Below are 18,458 nucleotides of genomic sequence, written 5' to 3' on the forward strand. Positions count from 1 at the left end.
CCGACAGGGTGGAGGAGTCGTCAGAAACTCTCCACCGGGAAGGCCATCGTGTTCGTCGCACTCCGTGACATCCGCTTCGCCAAGGGGCGATTCGCCCTCATGGGGGCGGTGGTCACCTTGATAACCACCCTGGTGGTCTTCCTCTACGGACTGACCGGCGGCCTCGCCTCCGCCGCCTCCTCCACCGTCGCCGAACTGCCCGCCGACCGGATCGTCTTCGGTGCCCCCGCCGGGGCTGCCCCGACGGTCTCGTTCAGCAGCAGCACCGTCTCGCCCGCCCAGGCCGCCGCGTTCGCCGCCGCACCGGGCGTCGAGTCGGCGCAGCCGCTCGGCATCTCGATGACCCGGCTGACCGCCACCGACTCGGCCGCCTCGGTCAGCGTGGTCGGGGCGTCGGCCGGGCTGCTGCCCCCGCTGAAGTCCGGCGCCGCCCCGGCGGACGGCCAGATCGCGGTCGGCGCCGACACCGCCGCCGAGTACCACCTGACCGTGGGTGAGCAGGTCAAGGTCGGCTCCCGCACCGTCACCGTCTCCGGCCTGACCGCCGAGCGCTCGTACGGGCACGCCCCGACGGTCTGGACCACGGTGGCCACCTGGGAGCAGGTCAGCGGCCAGGGCCAACCGACCGCCCTCGCGCTGACCGGCTCGGGCGCGGACCTCGACGCGCTGGACGCGGCGCAGGGCACCGAGACCGTCACGCTCGACGACGCGCTGGCCGGGATCAACGGCTTCTCCGCCGAGCAGGGCAGCCTGCAGATGATCCAGGGCTTCCTGTTCGCGGTCAGCGCGCTGGTGGTCGGGGCCTTCTTCACGGTCTGGACGGTCCAGCGCAAGCCTGACATCGCGGTACTCAAGGCGGTCGGCGCCGGCAGCGGCTACCTGGTGCGGGACGCGCTGGCGCAGGCCGCCGCCGTACTGCTGGGCGGGGCGCTGCTGGGCGGCGCGATCGGCGGGGCGGGCGGGCTGCTCGCCGCCGCCACCGTCCCGTTCGACGTCAGCCCGGCGAGTGTGGGCGTCCCGGTCGCGGTGATGGTCCTGCTCGGTCTGCTCGGCGCCGCGCTCGCCGTCCGCCGCATCACCTCCGTCGACCCGCTTGCCGCGCTTGGAGCCAACCGATGACCACCACCGTCCAGTCCACCCGCACCGGGCTCGCCCTGTCGGACGTCACCCTCACCTACCCCGACGGCGAGGCCCGGCTGACCGCCCTCGACCGGGTCTCCCTGGCGGTCGCCCCCGGCGAGTTCACCGCCGTGGCCGGGCCCTCGGGCTCCGGCAAGTCCTCGCTGCTCGCGGTGGCCGCCACACTGCTCCGGCCGGACAGCGGCTCGGTGCTGATCGACGGTCAGGAGGTCGGCGCGCTGAGCGAGAAGGCCCGCTCGGCGCTGCGCCGGGACCGGCTGGGCATCGTCTTCCAGCAGTCCAACCTGCTCGCCTCGCTGACGGCGGTGGAACAGCTCCTGGTCCTGGAGTCGGTCCGTGGCGGCAAGCCCCGCGCCGCCCGCGAACGGGCCGAGGCCCTGCTCGCCTCGGTCGGCCTGGACACCGCCAAACAGCGCCGCCGTCCGCACCAGCTCTCCGGCGGCGAACGCCAGCGCGTCAACATCGCGCGGGCGCTCTTCGGCTCCCCGTCCGTCCTACTGATCGACGAGCCCACCTCGGCCCTCGACCACGAACGCGGCGCCCAGATCGTCGACCTGCTCGCCACCATCACCCGCGAGCACGGCACCGCCACGGTGATGGTCACCCACGACCGCGACCTCCTGGGCCGGGTCGACCGGGTGCTGGAGATGCACGACGGGCGGCTGGTCTAGCCCTCGGGGCCGAGGACGCTGTCGACGGACAGCGTCACGGCCGCCCCGATCGACTGGGGGAGCGTGAAGCTCTGGCCCCGGTGGTGGACGGCGTGGACTCGGTACTCACCACCGGACGGATCGGTGAGGACCCTGACCTTCTGGGCCTTCCGGTCCAGAATCACGTAGACCGGGACGCCGGCGGTGGCGTACGCGCCGGGCTTGAGCTTCAGGTCGAGGTTGTAGTTGGAGGACGTGACCTCCAGGAGCAACCGGAAGACCGCCGGGTCGTAGCAGTTGAACTCGACTCGGTGGTCCTCCACGTCCGCATCGACCACGGCGAGGTCGGGGATGGCGTAGTCCGACGGACCGTCCGGCAACCAGCTGCCCACCGCCTGCAGGACGTCCGTCTCATCGCTCTGCAGGCCCGCAGCGAGGAGCGGAATCATCACGTTGGTGAGCGAGCGCCCGTGCGAGGCGTCAGCAGGTGGCGTCACGGTGATCTGGCCCCCGATGATCTCGACCCGGTGACCGATCAGCTGGTCGGACATCCTGTCGGCGACCTCGAGCAACGTCGGGTGCTGCTCAACCGCTGCTGCGGACATGCTTTCCTCCGGCTGGCCGGTGTCGAGAGCATCATCGTAGGACGCCACCGCCCGGCGCGGTCTCGCGCCGGGCGGTTCATCCGAACGAGTAGAGCGTCAGCGCGCGCCCAGGCGCAGGGCCGGCTGCTCGGCCGCGGCGGCCTCGACGCCGGCCGCCCAGAGGGAGCGGACGTGGCCGAGGTGTTCGGCCATGCAGGTCTCGGCCGCTTCGGCGTCGCCGGAGATCATGAGGTCGAGGAGGGTGAGGTGTTCCTCGGCGGAGGACGTCAGCTCGCCGCGCTGGTCGAGGCGGTTGAGGCCGTAGAGGCGGGAGCGCTTGCGGAGGTCACCGACCACGTCGACCAGTCGGGCGTTGCCGGCCAGGCCGAGCAGGGAGAGATGGAACTGACGGTCCGCCTCCAGATAGCCGATCAGGTCGTGCTTGCGGGCGGCCGCGACGATGGCGTGCGCCTCGGGGCGGAGCGCTTCGAGCTGCTCCCGGGAGGCGGTGCGGGTGACCCGGCCGATGGTGGGGACCTCGATCAGGGCGCGGATCTCGGTGTAGTCGTCGAGGTCGCGCTCGGTCAGCTCGGTGACCCGGAAGCCCTTGTTGCGGACTGCCTCGACCAGGCCCTCGCGGGCCAGGTCGAGCATCGCCTCCCGGACGGGGGTGGCCGAGACACCGAAGTCGGCGGCCAGCGCGGGCGCCGAGTACACGACGCCGGGGCGGAGCTCACCGGAGATCAGAGCGGCTCGAAGGGCGTGGGCGACCTGGTCGCGCAGGCGCTCCTGGACGGAGATGAGGGCGCGGGGCTTGAGGTCCGCCATGGTGTTCCTCCGGTGGCTTAGCAGGACACCATTGTACAATGTCATGTAACGTTGATTTGTAAAACAATTCAGGCGAAAGTGTCCGATTCGTACTGGGCCGCCGCCACCGCGAGGTCCTGCCAGGCCATCCCGACGCTCTTGAAGAAGCGCGGACGGTCCGTGGGCACAACTGCCTTGCCGTTGACCAGTTCTGACAGGTTAGCAAGCCTGGATCCGGCCACCCCGGGAATCAACAGGTCGCCCGCCTCCCTGAGCGCCACCGAACGCGCCTCCACGTAGAGCGCCGCCCGGTCGACCAGCGCGGCGTCGACCTCGCGGGCGGTCGGCTCATGCGAACCCACCGCCGCCACCACCGCGTGGTCCGGCACCAGCGTCCCGTCGAAGAGCGGCTCCCGGGCCGTGGTGCAGCAGACCACCAGATCGGCTCCCGCCACCGCCCCCGCCTCGCCCGCCACCGCGTCCAGGCCGAGCCCCCGGGCGTACGCCACCAGGGCGGCGACCGGCTCCGCCGACCGCCCCACCACGGTGACCCGGGTCAGCGGCCGGATCGCCAGCAGCGCGTCCAGGTGCGCGTACGCCTGCGGCCCCGAGCCGAACAGCACCAGGTGCGCCGCCTCCGGTACGGCCAGCTGGCGCAGCGCCAGCGCGGTGACGGCCGGGGTGCGCAGCGAGGTGAGCTCGATGCCGTCGAGCAGCGCGAGCGGCTGCAGGGTCGGCCCGTCCAGCAGCAGGTAGCTGCCGGTGATCCGGGGCAGGCCCCGGACCGCGTTGGCCGGGACCACGCCCGCGATCTTCACCCCCGCGTAGGCGGTGTCGGCGGCCGGCATCAGCAGCAGTTCGCCCGCCGGGACGGGGATGTTGCTGCGGGCCGGGCACTCCTCCGGGTCGAGGCCCTTGAGCAGTACGGCGGCCAGCGCGTCGACGGCCTGGCCCGGGGTGAGCGTGAGCGGCAGCTGAGGGATGGTCATGAGAGCAGGAACCCCGTCCCGAGGGAGTCGGCCGGGTCGAGCAGGAAGTGGTGCTCGCCGGTGCGGTGGGCGGTGCCGGTGACCTCGGTGATCCATCCGTCGGGGTGCTGCCCGGCGAGCCGTCCGGTGAACACGGTACCGATGACCGACTCGTGCCGCAGTTCCTCACCGGCCGTCAGCCGCCCGTCGGCGGCCAGCAGCGCCAGCCGGGCCGAGCTGCCGGAGCCGCACGGGGAGCGGTCGATCTGGCCGTCCGCGAAGACCGTGACATTGCGCTGGCTGGGGCCTGACGGGGTGTCCGGCCGTTCCTCGTACAGGATCACGCCGTAGACGCCGGAGAGCAGCGGGTCGCCGGGGTGCCGGGTGGCGGGTTCGTCGGCCAGCGCGGACCTGATCTCCCGGGCCACGGCGGTGAGTTCGGGCAGCGAGGCGGTGTCGACGGTCAGCCCGAGGTCGGCGGCCCGGACCGAGGCGTAGCAGGCGCCGGAGTGGGCCAGGTCGACCGCGACCGTCCCGCGCGAAGTGGGTACGGGGAGCTTGCGGGCGGTGACGGCGGTGGGCACGTTCCGGAAGGTGACGGCGGTGGTCCGGCCGCCGCTGCGGTGCACGGCGGCACTGACCCGCCCTGACGGTACGTCGATCCGGACCCGGGCGGTGCCGTCCGCCGGGGCGGCGACCAGGCCCGAGTCGACCGCCCAGGCGCCGAGCGCGATGGTGCCGTGGCCGCAGGCGGTGGAGTAGCCGTCCTTGTGCCAGAACAGCACCCCGAAGTGCGCCTCGCTGTCGTCGGCCGGGACCAGGAAGCCGCCGTACATCCCGGCGTGCCCGCGCGGCTCGTGGGTGAGCAGCCGGCGGATGTCGTCCAGCGCGCTGCGACGCGGGGCGGTCGCGCTGCCGCCCGCGCCGAGCGCGATGGCGCGGCGCTCGGCGACGGTGTCGCCGGGGATCGGCGGCAGGCCGGCGGTGACGATCCGGAACGGCTCACCCGCCGTGTGGTAGTCGACCGTGTGCACGGGCGTCAGCGCGCTCACTGCGGCGAACCGGCGGGCAGCAGGGTGACGGTGCGCTCGGCGGTGTAGAAGTCGAGCACCGCCTGCCCCTGCTCGCGCGGCCCGAAGCCGGCGCCCTTGGCACCGCTGAACGGGACGTGGAAGTCCACGCCGCTGGACGGCGCGTTCACCCGGACCATGCCCGCGTCGAGCCGGTCGGCGGCGGCCAGCGCGACGTCCAGGTCCCTGGTGTGCACCGAGGTGGAGAGGCTGTGCGGAGTGTCGTTGGCGGCCGCGATCGCCTCGTCCAGGTCGGCGGCGCGCAGCAGCACGGCCACCGGGCCGAAGAACTCCTCGCTGCGCAGCGGGTGCCCGGCCGGGACCTCGGCCAGCAGGGTCGGCTCGATGAACCAGCCGTTTCGCTCGACCCGGCCGCCACCCGCGAGGGCGGTGCCCCCGGCGGCCACGGCGCTGTCCACGGCGCCGGTCAGGCGCTCCAGGGCGGCCTCGTTGATCACAGGGCCGCAGACCTCGGTCAGCGCGGCCGGATCGGCGATCGCGGCGAGGGCCTTGGCGAGCGCGGCGGCCAGCGGCTCGTACGCGTCGCCGACGGCGATCACCCGACTGGTGGCGGTGCACTTCTGCCCCGCGTACCCGGAGATCGCGGCGGCCAGATGGGCAGCGGCCTGGGCGATGTCGGCGTCCGGGAGCACGATCGCGGCGTTCAGGCCGCCCATCTCCGCCTGCACCGGGACGCCGCGCCCGGTGGCGGCGGCGACCACGGCCCGGCCAACGGCGGTCGAGCCGGTGAACGAGACCACGTCGGCGGCCGCGACCAGCGCCGTCCCCTCCTCGGCACCGCCCGGGACGACGGTCAGCACGCCCTCCGGCAGGCCCGCGAGTTCGGCCAGCCGCAGGGCGCAGGCAGTGCCCTCGGGGGCGGGCTTGAGCACCACGGTGTTGCCGACCGCGAGGGCCGGTGCGGCCTTCCAGGTCGGGATGGCGAGCGGGAAGTTCCACGGCGTGACCAGCCCGGCCACCCCGTACGGGCGACGGCGGGTCAGCAGCAGTCCCCCGCCGACGGCGGGCTCGTGCACGGCACCTGACGGGGCGTAGGGCGCCTGCGCGTAGTAGCGCCAGATCGCCACCGTACGGGCCACCTCGCCGCGGGCCTCCACGAGCGGCTTGCCGACCTCACGGACGATCAGCGCGGCGAGCTCGTCGGCGTTCGCCTCCACGGCGTCGGCGGCGCGGCCCAGTGCGGCGGAGCGGCCCGCTGCACCGATCGCCAGCCAACTGCGCTGCGCCGTACGGGCCTGGTCGACGGCGGCTTGGGTGCTTTCGGCTCCGGCGGCTTCGACCTCGATCACGAGGTCGCTCGGGTCGGCGGGGTTGTACGAGCTGACGCTCACGGGGAAACCTTTCAGGGGATCAGCTTTTTGCGGGGCCCGAGGTTGCACTACCCAGGGGCTCGGGGAACGGCGAGGGTTCGTGGCTGGCGGGGCAGACTGCGAAAGTGCCGTGCCCCGCACGCACGTTGGACGCTCCTGAGGTCGGCTCCGCCCACGCGGCGGGGCCGCACGTCAGCAGAGCCCCGGGCCCCTGACCGTAGATGCTTGAGCACCTGCCAAAGGCGGTGCAGCGCGTTCAGAGTAGGAACCCCGCCGGGAACGGGTCGGTCGGGTCGAGGAAGTACTGCGCCGTCCCGGTGATCCAGGCGCGGCCGGTGACGGTGGGGACGACGGCGGGGTGGCCCGCGACGGTGGTCTCCTCGATCAGGCGGCCGGTGAAGGAGGTACCGATGAAGGAGTCGTTCCGGAAGTCCTGGTGGAGCGGGAGTTCGCCCCGGGCGTGCAGCTGGGCCATCCGGGCGGAGGTGCCGGTGCCGCACGGGGAGCGGTCGAACCAGCCGGGGTGGATGGCCATCGCGTGCCGGGAGTGGGCGGCGGTGGAGCCGGGGGCGAGCAGCTGGACGTGGTGGCAGCTGTGGATGGAAGGGTTCTCCGGGTGGACCGGGCGGTCGGCCGCGTTGATGGCGTCCATCAGGGCCAGACCGGCGTCCAGGATCTCCTGCTTGCGCTCCCGCTCGAACGGCAGCCCGAACTCGGCCAGCGGCAGGATCGCGTAGAAGTTGCCGCCGTACGCCAGGTCGTAGCTGACCGTTCCGTGGCCCGGCACGTCTATCTTCTGGTCCAGCGCCACCGAGTAGGAGGGCACGTTGCGGATGGTCACGGCCTTGGCCGCACCGTCCTCGACGTGCACGTCCGCGATCACCAGCCCGGCGGGGGTGTCCAGCCGGACGGTGGTGACGGGCTCCACCACGTCGACCATGCCGGTCTCCACCAGGACGGTGGCGACGCCGATGGTGCCGTGGCCGCACATCGGCAGCAGCCCGGAGACCTCGATGTAGAGCACGCCGAAGTCGGCGTCGGGACGGGTCGGCGGCTGGAGGATCGCGCCGCTCATCGCCGCGTGCCCGCGCGGCTCGTACATCAGCAGGGTGCGGAAGTGGTCCAGGTGCTCCTGGAAGTGCACCCGGCGCTCGGCCATGGTGGCGCCGGGGATGACCCCGAAGCCGCCGGTGACGACCCGGGTCGGCATGCCCTCGGTGTGCGAGTCGACGGCGTGGAAGACGTGGCGGCTGCGCATGGATTCGGTCCCCTCGGTGGAGGGCCGGCTGCCCCCGCAGCCGGCCACTGGCATGTCCTCGGTCGACGGACGGTCAGACCAGACCGTCGGCGAGGGCCTTCTCGGTCGCGGCGCGGACGGCCGCCTCGATCTCCGGGGTGAGCGGGAAGCGCGGCGGGCGGACCGGGCCGCCGGGGCGCCCCGCGATGTCCATCGAGAGCTTGATGGCCTGGACGAACTCGGTCTTGGAGTCCCAGCGCAGCAGCGAGTGCAGTGAGCGGTACAGCGGCACGGCGGTGTCCAGGTCGCCGGAGACGGCAGCCCGGAACAGCTTGGCGCTGGCCTGCGGCAGCGCGTTCGGGTACCCGGCGATCCAGCCCACGGCGCCGGCGAGCGCCAGCTCCAGCAGCACGTCGTCGGCGCCGATCAGCAGGTCGAGGTCCGGGGCCAGTTCGGCGATCTGGTAGGCCCGGCGGACGTCGCCGCTGAACTCCTTGACGGCCACGATCGAGCCGTCGGTGTGCAGCTCGGCGAGCAGCTCGGGGACCAGGTCGACCTTGGTGTCGATCGGGTTGTTGTACGCGACGATCGGCAGCCCGGCCCGGGCGACGTCGGCGTAGTGCGCGCGGACGGCGGCGTGGTCGGCGCGGTAGGCGTTCGGCGGGAGCAGCAGGACCGAGCCAGCCCCGGCCTCGGCCGCCTGCTCGGCCCAGCGACGGGACTCGGCGCTGCCGTAGGCCGCGACGCCGGGCATCACCCTGGATCCGTCACCGGCGGCCTCGACCGCCGTGGTGACGACCCGGGCCCGCTCCTCGGCGGTGAGGGTCTGGTACTCGCCGAGCGAGCCGTTCGGTACGACGCCGTCGCAGCCGTTGGCGATCAGCCACTGGACGTGCTCGCCGTACGCGTCGTAGTCGACGGAGAGGTCGGCCCGCAGGGGGAGCGTGGTGGCGACCATGATGCCGCGCCAGGGACGGGTGGGCTCGTGCGTTGCGGACACGTGGGGTACTCCTTGGAAAGGTGAGGTGTGACATTTTATTAGATGGGATGAGCGGACACAAGGGGGCACAGCGGACGGGCTGCATCCCCTTGTGTCAGGAGCCGTCGGCCAACCGGGCCAACGGTACGGGGCAGGAGAGCGGACGGGAGTCCGGGCGGAGTTCGGTGCTGCCGGCCAGGCAGGTGACGGCGGGGCCGCACATTCGCCCCTGGCACCAGCCCATCCCGGCCCGGGTGAGGAGTTTGACGGTCCTCGGATCGGTGGCGCCGAGCTCCTCGACCGCCTCGCGGACGGCGGCCACCGGGACTTCCTCGCAGCGGCATACGTCGGTGTCGGGGCGGAGCCAGTCCGTCCAGCCGGGCCCGGAGCGGTGGGCGGCGGCCATCAGCCCGGCGAAGGCCCTGCGCCGGTCCCGGCGGCGGCGCAGCCCGGCGGGCACCGGCGCACCGGCGATCACCCGGGCAGCCAGCTCGCCCTCGGCGATCGCCAGGTCGGCCCCGCCGACACCGCAGGTCTCCCCGGCCGCCCAGAGTCCGGGCAGGCTGGTGCGCAGACCGTCGTCGACCTTGAGCGCGACGGTCCGGTCGGCCGTCAGCACGGTCTCCGCGCCGAGCTCGGTAGCCAGCTCGATCTGCGGCAGCAGGCCGTGGCCGACCGCCACCGCGTCGCAGTCGATCCGCCGCTCGGTGCCCGGCACCGGGCGCCACTCGGCGTCCAGCCGGGCCACCGTCACCCCGGTCACCCGGTCGGTGCCGTGCGCCTCGACCACCGCACTGGAGCGCCGCAGCCGGACCCGGCCGCTCAGCAGCCTGGCGCCGTGCCCGGCGCCCTCGACCAGTTTGGCGGGGTTGGCCGCGAGCGTGCCGAGCCCCCGGGCGTAGCCGAGGTAGCTGCCCGCCTCGACCACGGCGGGCACGCTCGCCCCGGCGGAGACCAGCGAGGAGGCGGCGGCCAGCAGCAGCGGGCCCGAGCCCGCGACCACGATCCGCCGGCCGGGCAGCACCAGACCCGCCTTCAGCATCGCCTGGGCGCCGCCTGCGGTGACCACGCCGGGCAGGGTCCAACCAGGGAAGGGGAGTTGGCGCTCGTACGCACCGGTGGCCAGCAGCACGGACTTCGCCTCGACCACCACGGCGGCCTCGCCGGCCACCGCGTGCAGGCGCCAGACCTCGGAGTGTTCGGCGGTCCAGACCTGGTGCTCGGTCAGGTGGGTGACCGAACTGGCGGCCAGCCGGTCGCGCAGGCCGGTGAACGTGGACCAGCCGTGGTGCAGCCGCTCCGGGTGGGCGGCGCCCAGACCCGGCGCGGGGTGGCGGTAGTACTGTCCGCCGGGGCGCGGGCCCGCGTCCAGCAGGACGCAGCGCAGGCCGAGTTCGGCGGCGGTGACGGCGGCGGCCAGACCGGCGGGGCCGGCCCCGATCACTGCCAGGTCGTACCGGGCGGAGGGGTCAGACGGCGAGGTCGGCACGGCCGTGGCCCTCCTGGGTGGTGACAGTGGTGCCGGGCTCGGCGGGCAGCAGGCAGGTGCGCTGGTTGGCCCGGCCGTCGACGGTGGCGAGGCAGTCGTAGCAGGCGCCGATCCCGCAGAAGGCGCCGCGCGGGCGGCCGTTCACCCGGGTGGTGCGCCAGGCCAGGATGCCGTCGGCCCACAGCGCGGCGGCGATGCTCTGGCCGGGCAGGGCGGGGACCGGGCGGCCGTCGAAGTCGATGGTGTGCCCGGACTGGGGCCGTGCGCCGACCAGTTCGGCGGGGGTTCGGCGCATGGTGCGTCCTCTCCTGGGGGTCAGGACCGGTCGAAACGGTCGGCGCGGAACGGGGTGAGGTCGAGCTCGGGCCGCTCCCCGGTGAGCTGACGGGCGATCAGCAGGCCGGTGGCGGGCGCCAGACCGATGCCCGCGCCCTCGTGGCCGCAGGCGTGGTAGAGGCCGGACACCCGGGGGTCGGCGCCGATCGCGGGCAGGTGGTCCGGCAGGTAGGGGCGGAAGCCCCGGTAGGCACGCTGGACCGCGACGGTCCGCAGCACCGGGAAGAGCGCGGCGGCGTTGGCGGCCAGCCGCCGGAGCACCTCCACCGAGAGGGTGCGGTCGAAGCCGACCCGCTCCCGGCTGGCGCCGATCAGCACCGGCCCCGCCGGGGTGCCCTCGACCACGGCGGAGGTCTGCAGGGCGGCCGAGCCGCTGGCCACGTCGGCCACGTAGTCGGCGGCGTAGACCTTGTGCCGGACGATCCTCGGCAGCGGTTCGGTGACCAGCACGAAGCCCCGGCGCGGCAGCACCGGCAGTGCCACCCCGGCCAGCGCGGCGAGTTCACCGCCCCAGGTGCCGGCCGCGTTGATCACGGCGGGGGCGTCGATCCGGCCCCGGTCGGTGCTGACACCGAGCACCTCACCGGACGGGCCGGTGCGGATCGCGGTGACGGTCTCACCGAGCCGGATCGACGCTCCGGAGGCCCGCAGCAGGTGAGCGGCTGCCAGCGCGGGCTGGACCTGGGCGTCCTGGAGGTAGTGGAACCCGCCGGCCAGGCCGGGGGCGAGGTGCGGCTCCAGCTCGGCCAGCCGGTCGCCGGGGATCTCGGCGGAGACCACCCCGGCCTTGGCCTGCCCGGCCGCGAAGGCGCGCAGCGCGGCCATCCCGGCCTCGGCGGAGGCGACCACCAGACCACCCTTGGGCTCGTACTCGATCCGCGGTCCCAGCTCCTCGGCTAGGGTGCGCCAGAGGCCGGTGGAGAGGAGCGCGAGATCCAGCTCGGGGCCTGGCTCCTTGTCGGAGACCAGCAGGTTCCCCTCCCCCGCGCCCGTGGTGCCGCCGGCCACCGGGCCGCGGTCGACCACGGTGACGGCGAGGCCGGCCCGGGCGGCGTAGTAGGCGCAGGCGGCGCCGACCACACCGGCGCCGACCACCAGGACATCGTGAGGGGATCTCTGGGACACGTCAGTAATATGTCACATGGCGATAGTGTTGCCAAGACTGTGGACACGACAGAGGCCCGGGCCCCGCTGGAAAGACCAGCAGGCCAGGGCCTCAGTCATGAACCGACGGTAGGTCAGGTGATGTCGTCCAGCTGCTCACGACGCGCCGCCGGAACGGCCGTCGGCAGCTCGGGGGCGGGTGACGCCTCGATGCTCTCCGCCGCTCCGACCGAGTCCACCGAGAGGTCCAGGTGCGAGGCCTCGTCCTCGTCCAGCCCGGCGTCCGGGTTGCGGCGGGCGCGGCGGCGGTCGTTCAGCAGCGCCACACCGACCGCGACGAAGTACAGCGCGATGATCGGCGCCGCCAGCCCCAGCATCGAGAGCGGGTCCGCGCTCGGGGTCGCGAAGGCCGCGAAGACGGTGATCGCCATCACCATGCCGCGCCACCAGCCGAGCAGCCGCTTGCCGCTGACCACTCCGACCAGGTTGAGCATCACCAGCAGCAGCGGGAACTCGAAGCCGAGCCCGAAGACCAGCACCATCCTGGTGATGATGTCGAGGTAGTTCTCCACCGGCAGGATCGACGTGACCCCGCTGGCGGTCAGCGAGATCAGCATCTGTGCCGTCACCGGCATGATCACGTAGGCCAGCGCGGCACCCGCCAGGAACAGCGGGGTGCCCAGCGCCAGGAACGAGAGCGTGTACCGGCGCTCGTTCTGGTGCAGGCCCGGCGCGACGAACTTCCACAGCTGGTAGAGCCAGACCGGGGTGGAGACCACCACACCGGTCGTCAGGGCCACCTTGAGCAGCACCGTGAACGGGCTCAGCAGACCGATGTTGGAGACCAGCGCGCAGTTGACGTCGCCCGGCAGCGGCTTGCCGTCGGGACCGCAGGTCGGCAGCGGTGCGATCAGGAAGTCGGTGATCTGCCGGTGGTAGAAGAAGGCGACGATCGTGATCGCGATGATCGCCAGCAGCGACTTGACCAGCCGGTTGCGGAGTTCCCGCAGGTGTTCGGCGAGCGCCATCCGGCCTTCGGGGTCCTTGGCCGGCTTCACTGCCTTCTCGGACTTGCTCAACCTCGGTCCTCAACTCGTGCGGTCTCGCCGGGGGCGCCCTTGATGACCCGGGGGGCCTCGATCGGATCGGCGGCCCCCTCCTTGGCGGCGGCCACCGTCTCGTCCTTCAGCGCCTTCGTCTCGGCCTTGAGGATACGCGCCGACTTCCCCAGCGAACGGGCCAGATCGGGCAGTCGCTTCGCGCCGAACAGCAGCAGGGCCAGGACGACGATGATCAGAATCGTGCCGATCCGCATGTGCGACCGCCTTTCTCCGAGGGGCAGCACTCCCCCACTCCGGGCGATGGTAGCCCCTGCGGGTGACCGAACGGGAAACCGGCCTATGGCTTGAGTTGGCCGGCCGCCTCGGCCAGGGCGCGGGACGCGCCGTCGACCTCGCGGGCGAGGGATCTGACGTCCAGCCAGAGGCGGCAGGACAGCGCGCCGAGGACCAGCAGCCCGGCGGTGGCCAGCAGGACGGCGGCGGTCATGGTCCATGGCACGGTATCGGCTCCCACGTCTTTCAATGTCTCAGCCTTCGACCGGCAGCAGGCGCATGGTGCTGACCCCGGCCCTGGTCAGCGCCGCCACGATGTTCTCACCCGCGGGCTTGCGCACGGGGGCGCCGCACTCCGGGCAGGTGAAGCTGTAGAAGGTCCGCTCCCGGGTGGCGCCGAGCGCCAGCCGGAAGCCGTCCGCCGCCAGCTCCACCTTCGCCCGGCACTCCGAGCAGTAGACCTTGAATCTGGTGCCCTCGGCCACGGATCAGTCCCGGTACCCGTCGAGCGCGGCCAGGGCGGCGGCCCGGGCCGAGTCGGCCAGCTCGGCCGGCGAGACGATCCGGCCGTCCCGGCCCAGCCGCAGCGCCAGCGGGCGCAGCCCGGCCGGGTCGGCGCTGCGCAGCGTGATCCGCAGGCCGCCGTCCGGGAGCTCCTCGGCCGCGTCGTGGGTGTAGTACTCGGCCACCCAGCGGCCTGCGGCGCCGACCTCGACCACGACCTCGGGGTCGTCCGCGGCCGGTGAGACCAGCCCGGCGGACAGGTCGCGCGGCTCCAGCCGGGGCGGCGCGGCGGGCTCGTCCAGCACCTTGATCTCGGCCACCCGGTCCAGCCGGAAGACTCGCCGGTCCTCGGAGGTCCGGCACCAGCCCTCCAGGTAGGTGTGGCCCTCGGTGACCAGCCGGATCGGGTCCACCAGACGCTCCGTCATACCGCCGCGCCCGTGCGACCAGTAGCGCAGCCAGATCAGCCGGCCCTCGCTCAGCGCGCGGTCGATGTCGGCGAAGACCTGGCCCTCGGCCTCGAAGGTCACCCCGACCCGGGCGCTGGACTCGGCGCTCTCGCCGGCCGCGTCCTCGATCTTGGCGACCGCCCGGGTGAGCGCCTGCCGGTCCCGCTCGCGCAGCCCGGGCAGCCCCGCCACGGCGCGGGCGGCCACCAGGAGCGCGGTCGCCTCGTCGGCGGCCAGGCGCAGCGGCTGGGCCACGTCGTCGACGTTGTGCCACCAGATCCGCTCGCCGTCGGTGTCGATGTCCAGCAGGTCGCCGCCGCGGAAGCTGGTTCCGCACATCGGCAGCACGTTCAGGTCGTTGATCAGCTCCCGCTCGGTGATCCCGAACGCCCTGGCCACCTCGGCCACCTCGGCGCCCGGGCGCTCGCGCAGGTACGTGACCAGCGAGAGCATCCGCCGGGTCTGGTCGATCGCGTTGCTCACTGCTGCCCCTCCGGTGCGAGGCCGGCCACCGCGCGCAGCCGGTCGATGACGTCTGCCCGCAGCTCCTCGGGCCCCAGCACCACCAGGTCCGGACCGAACTCGGCCAGATCGGCGGCCAGCCCGTTGCCGTACGGGATCTCCAGCTCGTCCCAGCCGCCGTCCAACGCCCGGACCTTGAGCGCCTTGGTACGGAGCGGGAAGCCCGCGCCCTGGCGCAGCCGGACGGTGGCGCTGGCGGTCGCGCCCTCGCCGGCGAACCGGGCCACCACGGCCCGCACGTCCACGTGCTCGGGGACGGTGCCGGTGAACTGCCCGGCCCGGGAGCGCACCTTGCCGGTGATCCGGCTGAGCCGGAACACCCGGGCGGCCTCCCGGTCGCGGTCCCAGCCGGCCAGGTACCAGTGGCCGCGCCAGCACTCCAGCGCCCACGGCTCCACCGCGCGCTGCTCGGCGGCGGACGCACCGGCCTTGCGGTACTCGAAGGTGACGGGCCGTCGGTCCCTGGCGGCGGTCAGCAGCGGCTCGAAGGCCGCCTCGCGCGCCGGGATGCGCGGCTCCAGCGCGCTGTTCCCGCTCTCCTCGGTGATCGGCATCCCGCCGGCCCGGAGCTTCTGCAGCGCACCGCTGGCGGCGCCGGACATCTTGGCCTGCTGCCAGACCCGGGCGGCCAGCGTCAGCGCGGCCGCCTCCTCGGCGTCCAGGGCGATCTCCGGCAGCCGGTTGCGGTCCCGGCGGGCCAGGTAGCCGACCTCACCGTCCAGCGCGTTCTCGTCGACGTCGATGACCAGGCCGAGTTCGCGCAGGTCGTCCTTGTCGCGCTCGAACATCCGGTTGAAGGCCTCTTCGCTGCCCTGCTGCCAGGCCTCGCGGTACGCCTCGACGGACTCCCGGAGCTCCTTCTTGGAGAGCGGACGTCTGGTGTTCATCAGGCACAGGGCGAGGTTCATCAGCCGCTCTGCCTTGGCGATCGCCATCGCGGACCTTTCCGGTAACTGGGGTGCATCGTGCTGTGCTGCTTCGTGATCCGCCGATGACCGTACCGGTAGCGACCCGGCCGGGGAAAGCCGAGGGCCCCACCCCGCACACGGCGGGGTGGGGCCTCGGGGTGACGCGGTGTCAGACGTTGATCAGGTCGACCACGAAGATCAGCGTCGAGCCGGCCGGGATGAGCGGGCTCGGCGACTGGTTCCCGTACGCCTTGTGGGCCGGGATGGTCAGCTTGCGCCGGCCGCCGACCTTCATGCCCTGCACGCCCTCGTCCCAGCCCTTGATGACCCGGCCGCCGCCCAGCGGGAAGCGGAAGGTCTGGCCGCGGTTCCAGGAGGCGTCGAACTCCTCGCCGGTCTCGAAGGTGACACCCACGTAGTGGACCTCGACCGTCGCGCCGGCCTTGGCCTCGGCACCGTCGCCGACGACGATGTCCTCGATGACCAGGTCGGCGGGGGCGTCGCCGATCGGGAAGTCGATCTCCGGCTTGCTAAGGCTCACAACAACGCTCTTCTCGTTCGGTGATGTAACAGGGCTACGTTACGCGACGACTAGTCGGCCGCGCCGACGCCCGCGTCCAGGATGTCGATCACGAAGACCAGCGTCGAGTTGGCCGGGATCTTCTCCGAGGCCTTGTCGCCGTAGCCGAGGGCGGGCGGGATGACGACCTCGATCCGGCTGCCGATGGTCTGGCCGGTGACCGCCTTGTCCCAGCCCTCGATGACTCCGCCGCCACCGGTGGCGAAGCTGAACGCCTGGCCGCGCTCCAGCGAGGAGTCGAACTGCTTGCCGTCGGCGTAAAGCGCGCCCGTGTACTGGACGACGACCTTCTCGCCGGACTCGATCTTGCGGCCCTTGCCCGCGATCAGCACCGAGGTCTTCAGCTCGGTCGGCGCGGCGACCCCGGGCACCGGAGTGATGGTGGCCGGCTTCTTGCCGTTGTCCTTCACCTTGGGCATGCCCTCGGCGGGCTCGGTCACGTCACCGCTGACGGTGGCGTCCGGCGCGGTGGCCTGCTTGATGTCGATCACGAAGACCAGGTTGTCCTTGGGCCCGACACCCATCTGGGTGTTGCCCTGGGGGCCGAAGGCGGCGGCCGGCGGAGCGACCACCAGCACCCGGCTGCCCGCCGCGTGACCGGTCACCGCGTCGTCCAGGGCCGGGATCAGCTTGCCGCCGCCGGCCTGGAAGAGCTGCGGCTTGTTCTGGTCGAAGGAGCTGGCCAGGTCCTTGCCGGTGGTCCAGTCCTTGCTGGTGAAGTCGGCGGTGACCCAGTTGCCCTTGCCGACCTTCGGTCCGGTGCCCTCGATCAGTGTCTTGACCACGAAGTTGCCGTCGGCCGCCTCCTTGGGCAGCTCGATGACGGCCTTCTTCCCCAGCTCGCCGGTGACCGTCGGCAGCACCTTGGCGTCCGTCTTGATCGGCGGCACCGGGTCCTGGGTCGGCGCGGCCGGAGTGGTCGGCGCGGCGTCGGCGGCCGGCTTCTTGCTGTCCGGCTTGTTCACCACGTACAGCGTCACGCCGCTGCCGACCAGCAGCACCGCGAGCACCGTGCCGAGGATCACGCCGAGCCGGCCCACCGAGCCGGGGTTCTCGTCGTACCCGGCCTCCGAGAGGTCCTTCTTGCGCACGTTGGAGGCGAAGACCTGCGGGGCCTCGTCCTTGGCGGCGGTGCTCTCGGCCCGCAGGGCCTCGGCCTGGCCCCAGCCCGCCGACTGCTTCAAGATGGCGGGCGGGACGACGATCGACTCGCCGTCTCCGGGCAGCGGCCCACCGGGCCGTGCGGCTGCCGGGTCGGCCACCGCTCCGTCGTTCGCGCCACCGGCACTCTTGTCAGTCATGACTCCCCATCCATCTCGCCGCGCCGCGCCCTCACCGGGTCCTGACGGACACCTGCCACAGTGCGCGACAGTATGTCAGGTGAAGGTGAGGGCGCGGTAAGAGGCGGGACGCCCCGGATCCCTCAGACGGCCTCGAGGATGTCGATCACGAAGACCAGGGTCGAGTTCGCCGGGACGGAGGACTGCGCCTTGTCCCCGTAGCCGAGCGCCGGCGGGACCACCAGCTCCACCCGGCTTCCCACCGGCTGGCCGACCAGGCCCTGGTCCCAGCCCTTGATCAGGCTGCCGGTGCCGACCTGGAGGGCCTGCGCCCCGCCGTGGCTCCAGGAGGAGTCGAACTGCTTGCCGTCGGCCCAGAGCACCCCGGTGTACTGGACCACCAGGGTCTGGCCCGACTGCACCGGCTTGCCGTCGCCCTTCACCAGCACGAAGGTCTTCAGGTCGGTCGGCGGCGCGGGCGGCCCGGCCGGGACGGTGATGGTCGGCGCGGCCTTGCCGTTGTCCTTGACCTGCGGCATGTCGGCCGGCGGCTGGGTGATCGCGCCCCCGATGGTGGAGTCCGGCGGCAGGCTCCCCATGATGTCGAGCACGAAGACCACCGTGTCCCCCGCGCCCACCCCGAGGTCGGCCTTGCCCTGGCTGCCGAAGGCGGCGGCCGGCGGGGCCACCACCAGCAGCCGGCTGCCGACCTTCTTGCCCAGCACGCTCTGGTCGAAGGCGGGCACCAGCTGGCCGCTGCCCGCCTGGTAGAGCTGCGGCTTGCTGCCGGAGTCGTACGAGCTGGTCACGTCCTTGCCGGTGGTCCAGTCCTTGGCGGTGTAGTTGACCGTCACCCAGTCGTTCTTGGCGACCGTGCGACCGTCGCCCTCGCTCACCGTGCTCACCACGAACTGGCCGCTCGGCTGCTCGGCCGGGACGGTGATGGTGGCCTTGCTGCCGAAGTTCCCCGCTACGGTGGGCATCGGCGAGGCCGAGGCCACCGGCGTGGGCACCGCCGTGGCGGAGGCCGAGGAGGTCGCGGAGGCCCCCGAGGAGGGTGACCCGTCGCTGCTGCACGCGGTGAGCAGGACGAGTGGCAGGACGGCGAGCAGACCGGCGATACGACGCACGGTGTTCCTAACTGTCGGTCAAGTACGAGGCGCTACAACGCCCGACAGCGTACGGC

At 72.9% G+C, this 18,458-nt stretch carries 21 protein-coding genes; 2 read left to right on the forward strand and 19 right to left on the reverse strand.

All coding sequences use genetic code 11. From position 1 onward, the window contains the following. The first annotated feature begins 48 nt into the window (after positions 1–48). Positions 49–1,119, forward strand: coding sequence for an FtsX-like permease family protein (locus ACKUU6_RS04855; RefSeq protein WP_407987184.1), 1,071 nt, complete (start codon positions 49–51; stop codon positions 1,117–1,119). Next, positions 1,116–1,811 carry an ABC transporter ATP-binding protein gene (locus ACKUU6_RS04860; protein ID WP_407987185.1) on the forward strand — a complete coding sequence of 232 codons (696 nt, stop codon included), beginning with the start codon at positions 1,116–1,118 and terminating at the stop codon, positions 1,809–1,811. The genes ACKUU6_RS04855 and ACKUU6_RS04860 overlap by 4 nt, the downstream gene beginning before the upstream one ends. On the opposite strand, the gene ACKUU6_RS04865 is transcribed toward ACKUU6_RS04860, so the two are convergent. The 19 genes from ACKUU6_RS04865 to ACKUU6_RS04955 form a co-directional block, all read right to left on the reverse strand. Beyond that, positions 1,808–2,395, reverse strand: coding sequence for a Uma2 family endonuclease (locus tag ACKUU6_RS04865; RefSeq protein ID WP_407987186.1), 588 nt, complete (start codon positions 2,393–2,395; stop codon positions 1,808–1,810). The genes ACKUU6_RS04860 and ACKUU6_RS04865 overlap by 4 nt on opposite strands. 96 nt (positions 2,396–2,491) lie before the next feature. Further along, positions 2,492–3,202 (reverse strand): GntR family transcriptional regulator, encoded by a 711-nt coding sequence (locus ACKUU6_RS04870; protein WP_407987187.1) that lies wholly within the window; start codon positions 3,200–3,202, stop codon positions 2,492–2,494. Positions 3,203–3,270: 68 nt separating this feature from the next. Beyond that, positions 3,271–4,170 (reverse strand): ornithine cyclodeaminase family protein, encoded by a 900-nt coding sequence (locus tag ACKUU6_RS04875; RefSeq protein ID WP_407987188.1) that lies wholly within the window; start codon positions 4,168–4,170, stop codon positions 3,271–3,273. Further along, positions 4,167–5,201, reverse strand: a complete 1,035-nt coding sequence (locus tag ACKUU6_RS04880) for a proline racemase family protein (RefSeq protein ID WP_407987189.1) — start codon at positions 5,199–5,201, stop codon at positions 4,167–4,169. Before ACKUU6_RS04880 ends, ACKUU6_RS04875 begins: the two co-directional genes overlap by 4 nt. After that, complete coding sequence (locus ACKUU6_RS04885; RefSeq protein WP_407987190.1) at positions 5,198–6,571, reverse strand: aldehyde dehydrogenase family protein; 1,374 nt, start codon at positions 6,569–6,571, stop codon at positions 5,198–5,200. Before ACKUU6_RS04885 ends, ACKUU6_RS04880 begins: the two co-directional genes overlap by 4 nt. A gap of 235 nt (positions 6,572–6,806) precedes the next feature. Continuing rightward, positions 6,807–7,808, reverse strand: a complete 1,002-nt coding sequence (locus ACKUU6_RS04890) for a proline racemase family protein (RefSeq protein WP_407987191.1) — start codon at positions 7,806–7,808, stop codon at positions 6,807–6,809. A gap of 73 nt (positions 7,809–7,881) precedes the next feature. Beyond that, entirely contained in the window at positions 7,882–8,745 is an 864-nt protein-coding gene (locus ACKUU6_RS04895) for a dihydrodipicolinate synthase family protein (protein WP_407992040.1), read from the reverse strand. Positions 8,746–8,881: 136 nt separating this feature from the next. Next, positions 8,882–10,255 carry an NAD(P)/FAD-dependent oxidoreductase gene (locus tag ACKUU6_RS04900; protein ID WP_407987192.1) on the reverse strand — a complete coding sequence of 458 codons (1,374 nt, stop codon included), beginning with the start codon at positions 10,253–10,255 and terminating at the stop codon, positions 8,882–8,884. Then, complete coding sequence (locus tag ACKUU6_RS04905; protein WP_407987193.1) at positions 10,236–10,550, reverse strand: (2Fe-2S)-binding protein; 315 nt, start codon at positions 10,548–10,550, stop codon at positions 10,236–10,238. The genes ACKUU6_RS04900 and ACKUU6_RS04905 overlap by 20 nt, the downstream gene beginning before the upstream one ends. A gap of 20 nt (positions 10,551–10,570) precedes the next feature. Next, the gene (locus tag ACKUU6_RS04910; RefSeq protein ID WP_407987194.1) at positions 10,571–11,716 is read right to left on the reverse strand and encodes an NAD(P)/FAD-dependent oxidoreductase; all 1,146 of its coding nucleotides are present in this window, start codon (positions 11,714–11,716) and stop codon (positions 10,571–10,573) included. Positions 11,717–11,829: 113 nt separating this feature from the next. Beyond that, the gene (gene tatC, locus ACKUU6_RS04915; protein ID WP_407992041.1) at positions 11,830–12,723 is read right to left on the reverse strand and encodes a twin-arginine translocase subunit TatC; all 894 of its coding nucleotides are present in this window, start codon (positions 12,721–12,723) and stop codon (positions 11,830–11,832) included. Positions 12,724–12,770: 47 nt separating this feature from the next. Beyond that, positions 12,771–13,010 (reverse strand): Sec-independent protein translocase subunit TatA, encoded by a 240-nt coding sequence (gene tatA / locus ACKUU6_RS04920; protein ID WP_407987195.1) that lies wholly within the window; start codon positions 13,008–13,010, stop codon positions 12,771–12,773. 83 nt (positions 13,011–13,093) lie between these two features. Beyond that, positions 13,094–13,243 carry a hypothetical protein gene (locus ACKUU6_RS04925; RefSeq protein WP_407987196.1) on the reverse strand — a complete coding sequence of 50 codons (150 nt, stop codon included), beginning with the start codon at positions 13,241–13,243 and terminating at the stop codon, positions 13,094–13,096. A 40-nt stretch (positions 13,244–13,283) separates the two neighbouring features. After that, entirely contained in the window at positions 13,284–13,514 is a 231-nt protein-coding gene (locus tag ACKUU6_RS04930; protein WP_407987197.1) for a hypothetical protein, read from the reverse strand. 3 nt (positions 13,515–13,517) lie between these two features. Beyond that, positions 13,518–14,435, reverse strand: a complete 918-nt coding sequence (locus ACKUU6_RS04935; protein WP_407992042.1) for a helix-turn-helix transcriptional regulator — start codon at positions 14,433–14,435, stop codon at positions 13,518–13,520. A 26-nt stretch (positions 14,436–14,461) separates the two neighbouring features. After that, positions 14,462–15,439 (reverse strand): helix-turn-helix transcriptional regulator, encoded by a 978-nt coding sequence (locus tag ACKUU6_RS04940; protein ID WP_407987198.1) that lies wholly within the window; start codon positions 15,437–15,439, stop codon positions 14,462–14,464. Positions 15,440–15,581: 142 nt separating this feature from the next. Beyond that, positions 15,582–15,953 carry an FKBP-type peptidyl-prolyl cis-trans isomerase gene (locus ACKUU6_RS04945; protein ID WP_407987199.1) on the reverse strand — a complete coding sequence of 124 codons (372 nt, stop codon included), beginning with the start codon at positions 15,951–15,953 and terminating at the stop codon, positions 15,582–15,584. Positions 15,954–16,003: 50 nt separating this feature from the next. Then, on the reverse strand, positions 16,004–17,293 hold the full coding sequence (locus ACKUU6_RS04950; protein WP_407987200.1) for an FKBP-type peptidyl-prolyl cis-trans isomerase: 1,290 nt from the start codon (positions 17,291–17,293) through the stop codon (positions 16,004–16,006). Between the two features lie 122 nt (positions 17,294–17,415). Beyond that, the gene (locus tag ACKUU6_RS04955; protein WP_407987201.1) at positions 17,416–18,402 is read right to left on the reverse strand and encodes an FKBP-type peptidyl-prolyl cis-trans isomerase; all 987 of its coding nucleotides are present in this window, start codon (positions 18,400–18,402) and stop codon (positions 17,416–17,418) included. Between the last annotated feature and the right edge of the window lie 56 nt (positions 18,403–18,458).

Origin of the sequence: Kitasatospora sp. CMC57 (assembly GCF_045866025.2) — a bacterium.
Classification (GTDB): domain Bacteria; phylum Actinomycetota; class Actinomycetes; order Streptomycetales; family Streptomycetaceae; genus Kitasatospora.

Excerpts from the sequence above, each read along its gene's own strand:
- tatA (WP_407987195.1), bottom strand. The coding sequence starts at position 13,010 with ATGCGGATCGGCACGATTCTGATCATCGTCGTCCTGGCCCTGCTGCTG.
- ACKUU6_RS04895 (WP_407992040.1), bottom strand. The coding sequence starts at position 8,745 with ATGGTCGCCACCACGCTCCCCCTGCGGGCCGACCTCTCCGTCGACTAC.
- ACKUU6_RS04890 (WP_407987191.1), bottom strand. The coding sequence starts at position 7,808 with ATGCGCAGCCGCCACGTCTTCCACGCCGTCGACTCGCACACCGAGGGC.
- ACKUU6_RS04875 (WP_407987188.1), bottom strand. The coding sequence starts at position 4,170 with ATGACCATCCCTCAGCTGCCGCTCACGCTCACCCCGGGCCAGGCCGTC.
- ACKUU6_RS04935 (WP_407992042.1), bottom strand. The coding sequence starts at position 14,435 with ATGCTCTCGCTGGTCACGTACCTGCGCGAGCGCCCGGGCGCCGAGGTG.
- ACKUU6_RS04870 (WP_407987187.1), bottom strand. The coding sequence starts at position 3,202 with ATGGCGGACCTCAAGCCCCGCGCCCTCATCTCCGTCCAGGAGCGCCTG.
- ACKUU6_RS04865 (WP_407987186.1), bottom strand. The coding sequence starts at position 2,395 with ATGTCCGCAGCAGCGGTTGAGCAGCACCCGACGTTGCTCGAGGTCGCC.
- ACKUU6_RS04860 (WP_407987185.1), top strand. The coding sequence starts at position 1,116 with ATGACCACCACCGTCCAGTCCACCCGCACCGGGCTCGCCCTGTCGGAC.
- ACKUU6_RS04940 (WP_407987198.1), bottom strand. The coding sequence starts at position 15,439 with ATGGCGATCGCCAAGGCAGAGCGGCTGATGAACCTCGCCCTGTGCCTG.
- ACKUU6_RS04950 (WP_407987200.1), bottom strand. The coding sequence starts at position 17,293 with ATGACTGACAAGAGTGCCGGTGGCGCGAACGACGGAGCGGTGGCCGAC.
- ACKUU6_RS04905 (WP_407987193.1), bottom strand. The coding sequence starts at position 10,550 with ATGCGCCGAACCCCCGCCGAACTGGTCGGCGCACGGCCCCAGTCCGGG.
- tatC (WP_407992041.1), bottom strand. The coding sequence starts at position 12,723 with ATGGCGCTCGCCGAACACCTGCGGGAACTCCGCAACCGGCTGGTCAAG.
- ACKUU6_RS04925 (WP_407987196.1), bottom strand. The coding sequence starts at position 13,243 with ATGACCGCCGCCGTCCTGCTGGCCACCGCCGGGCTGCTGGTCCTCGGC.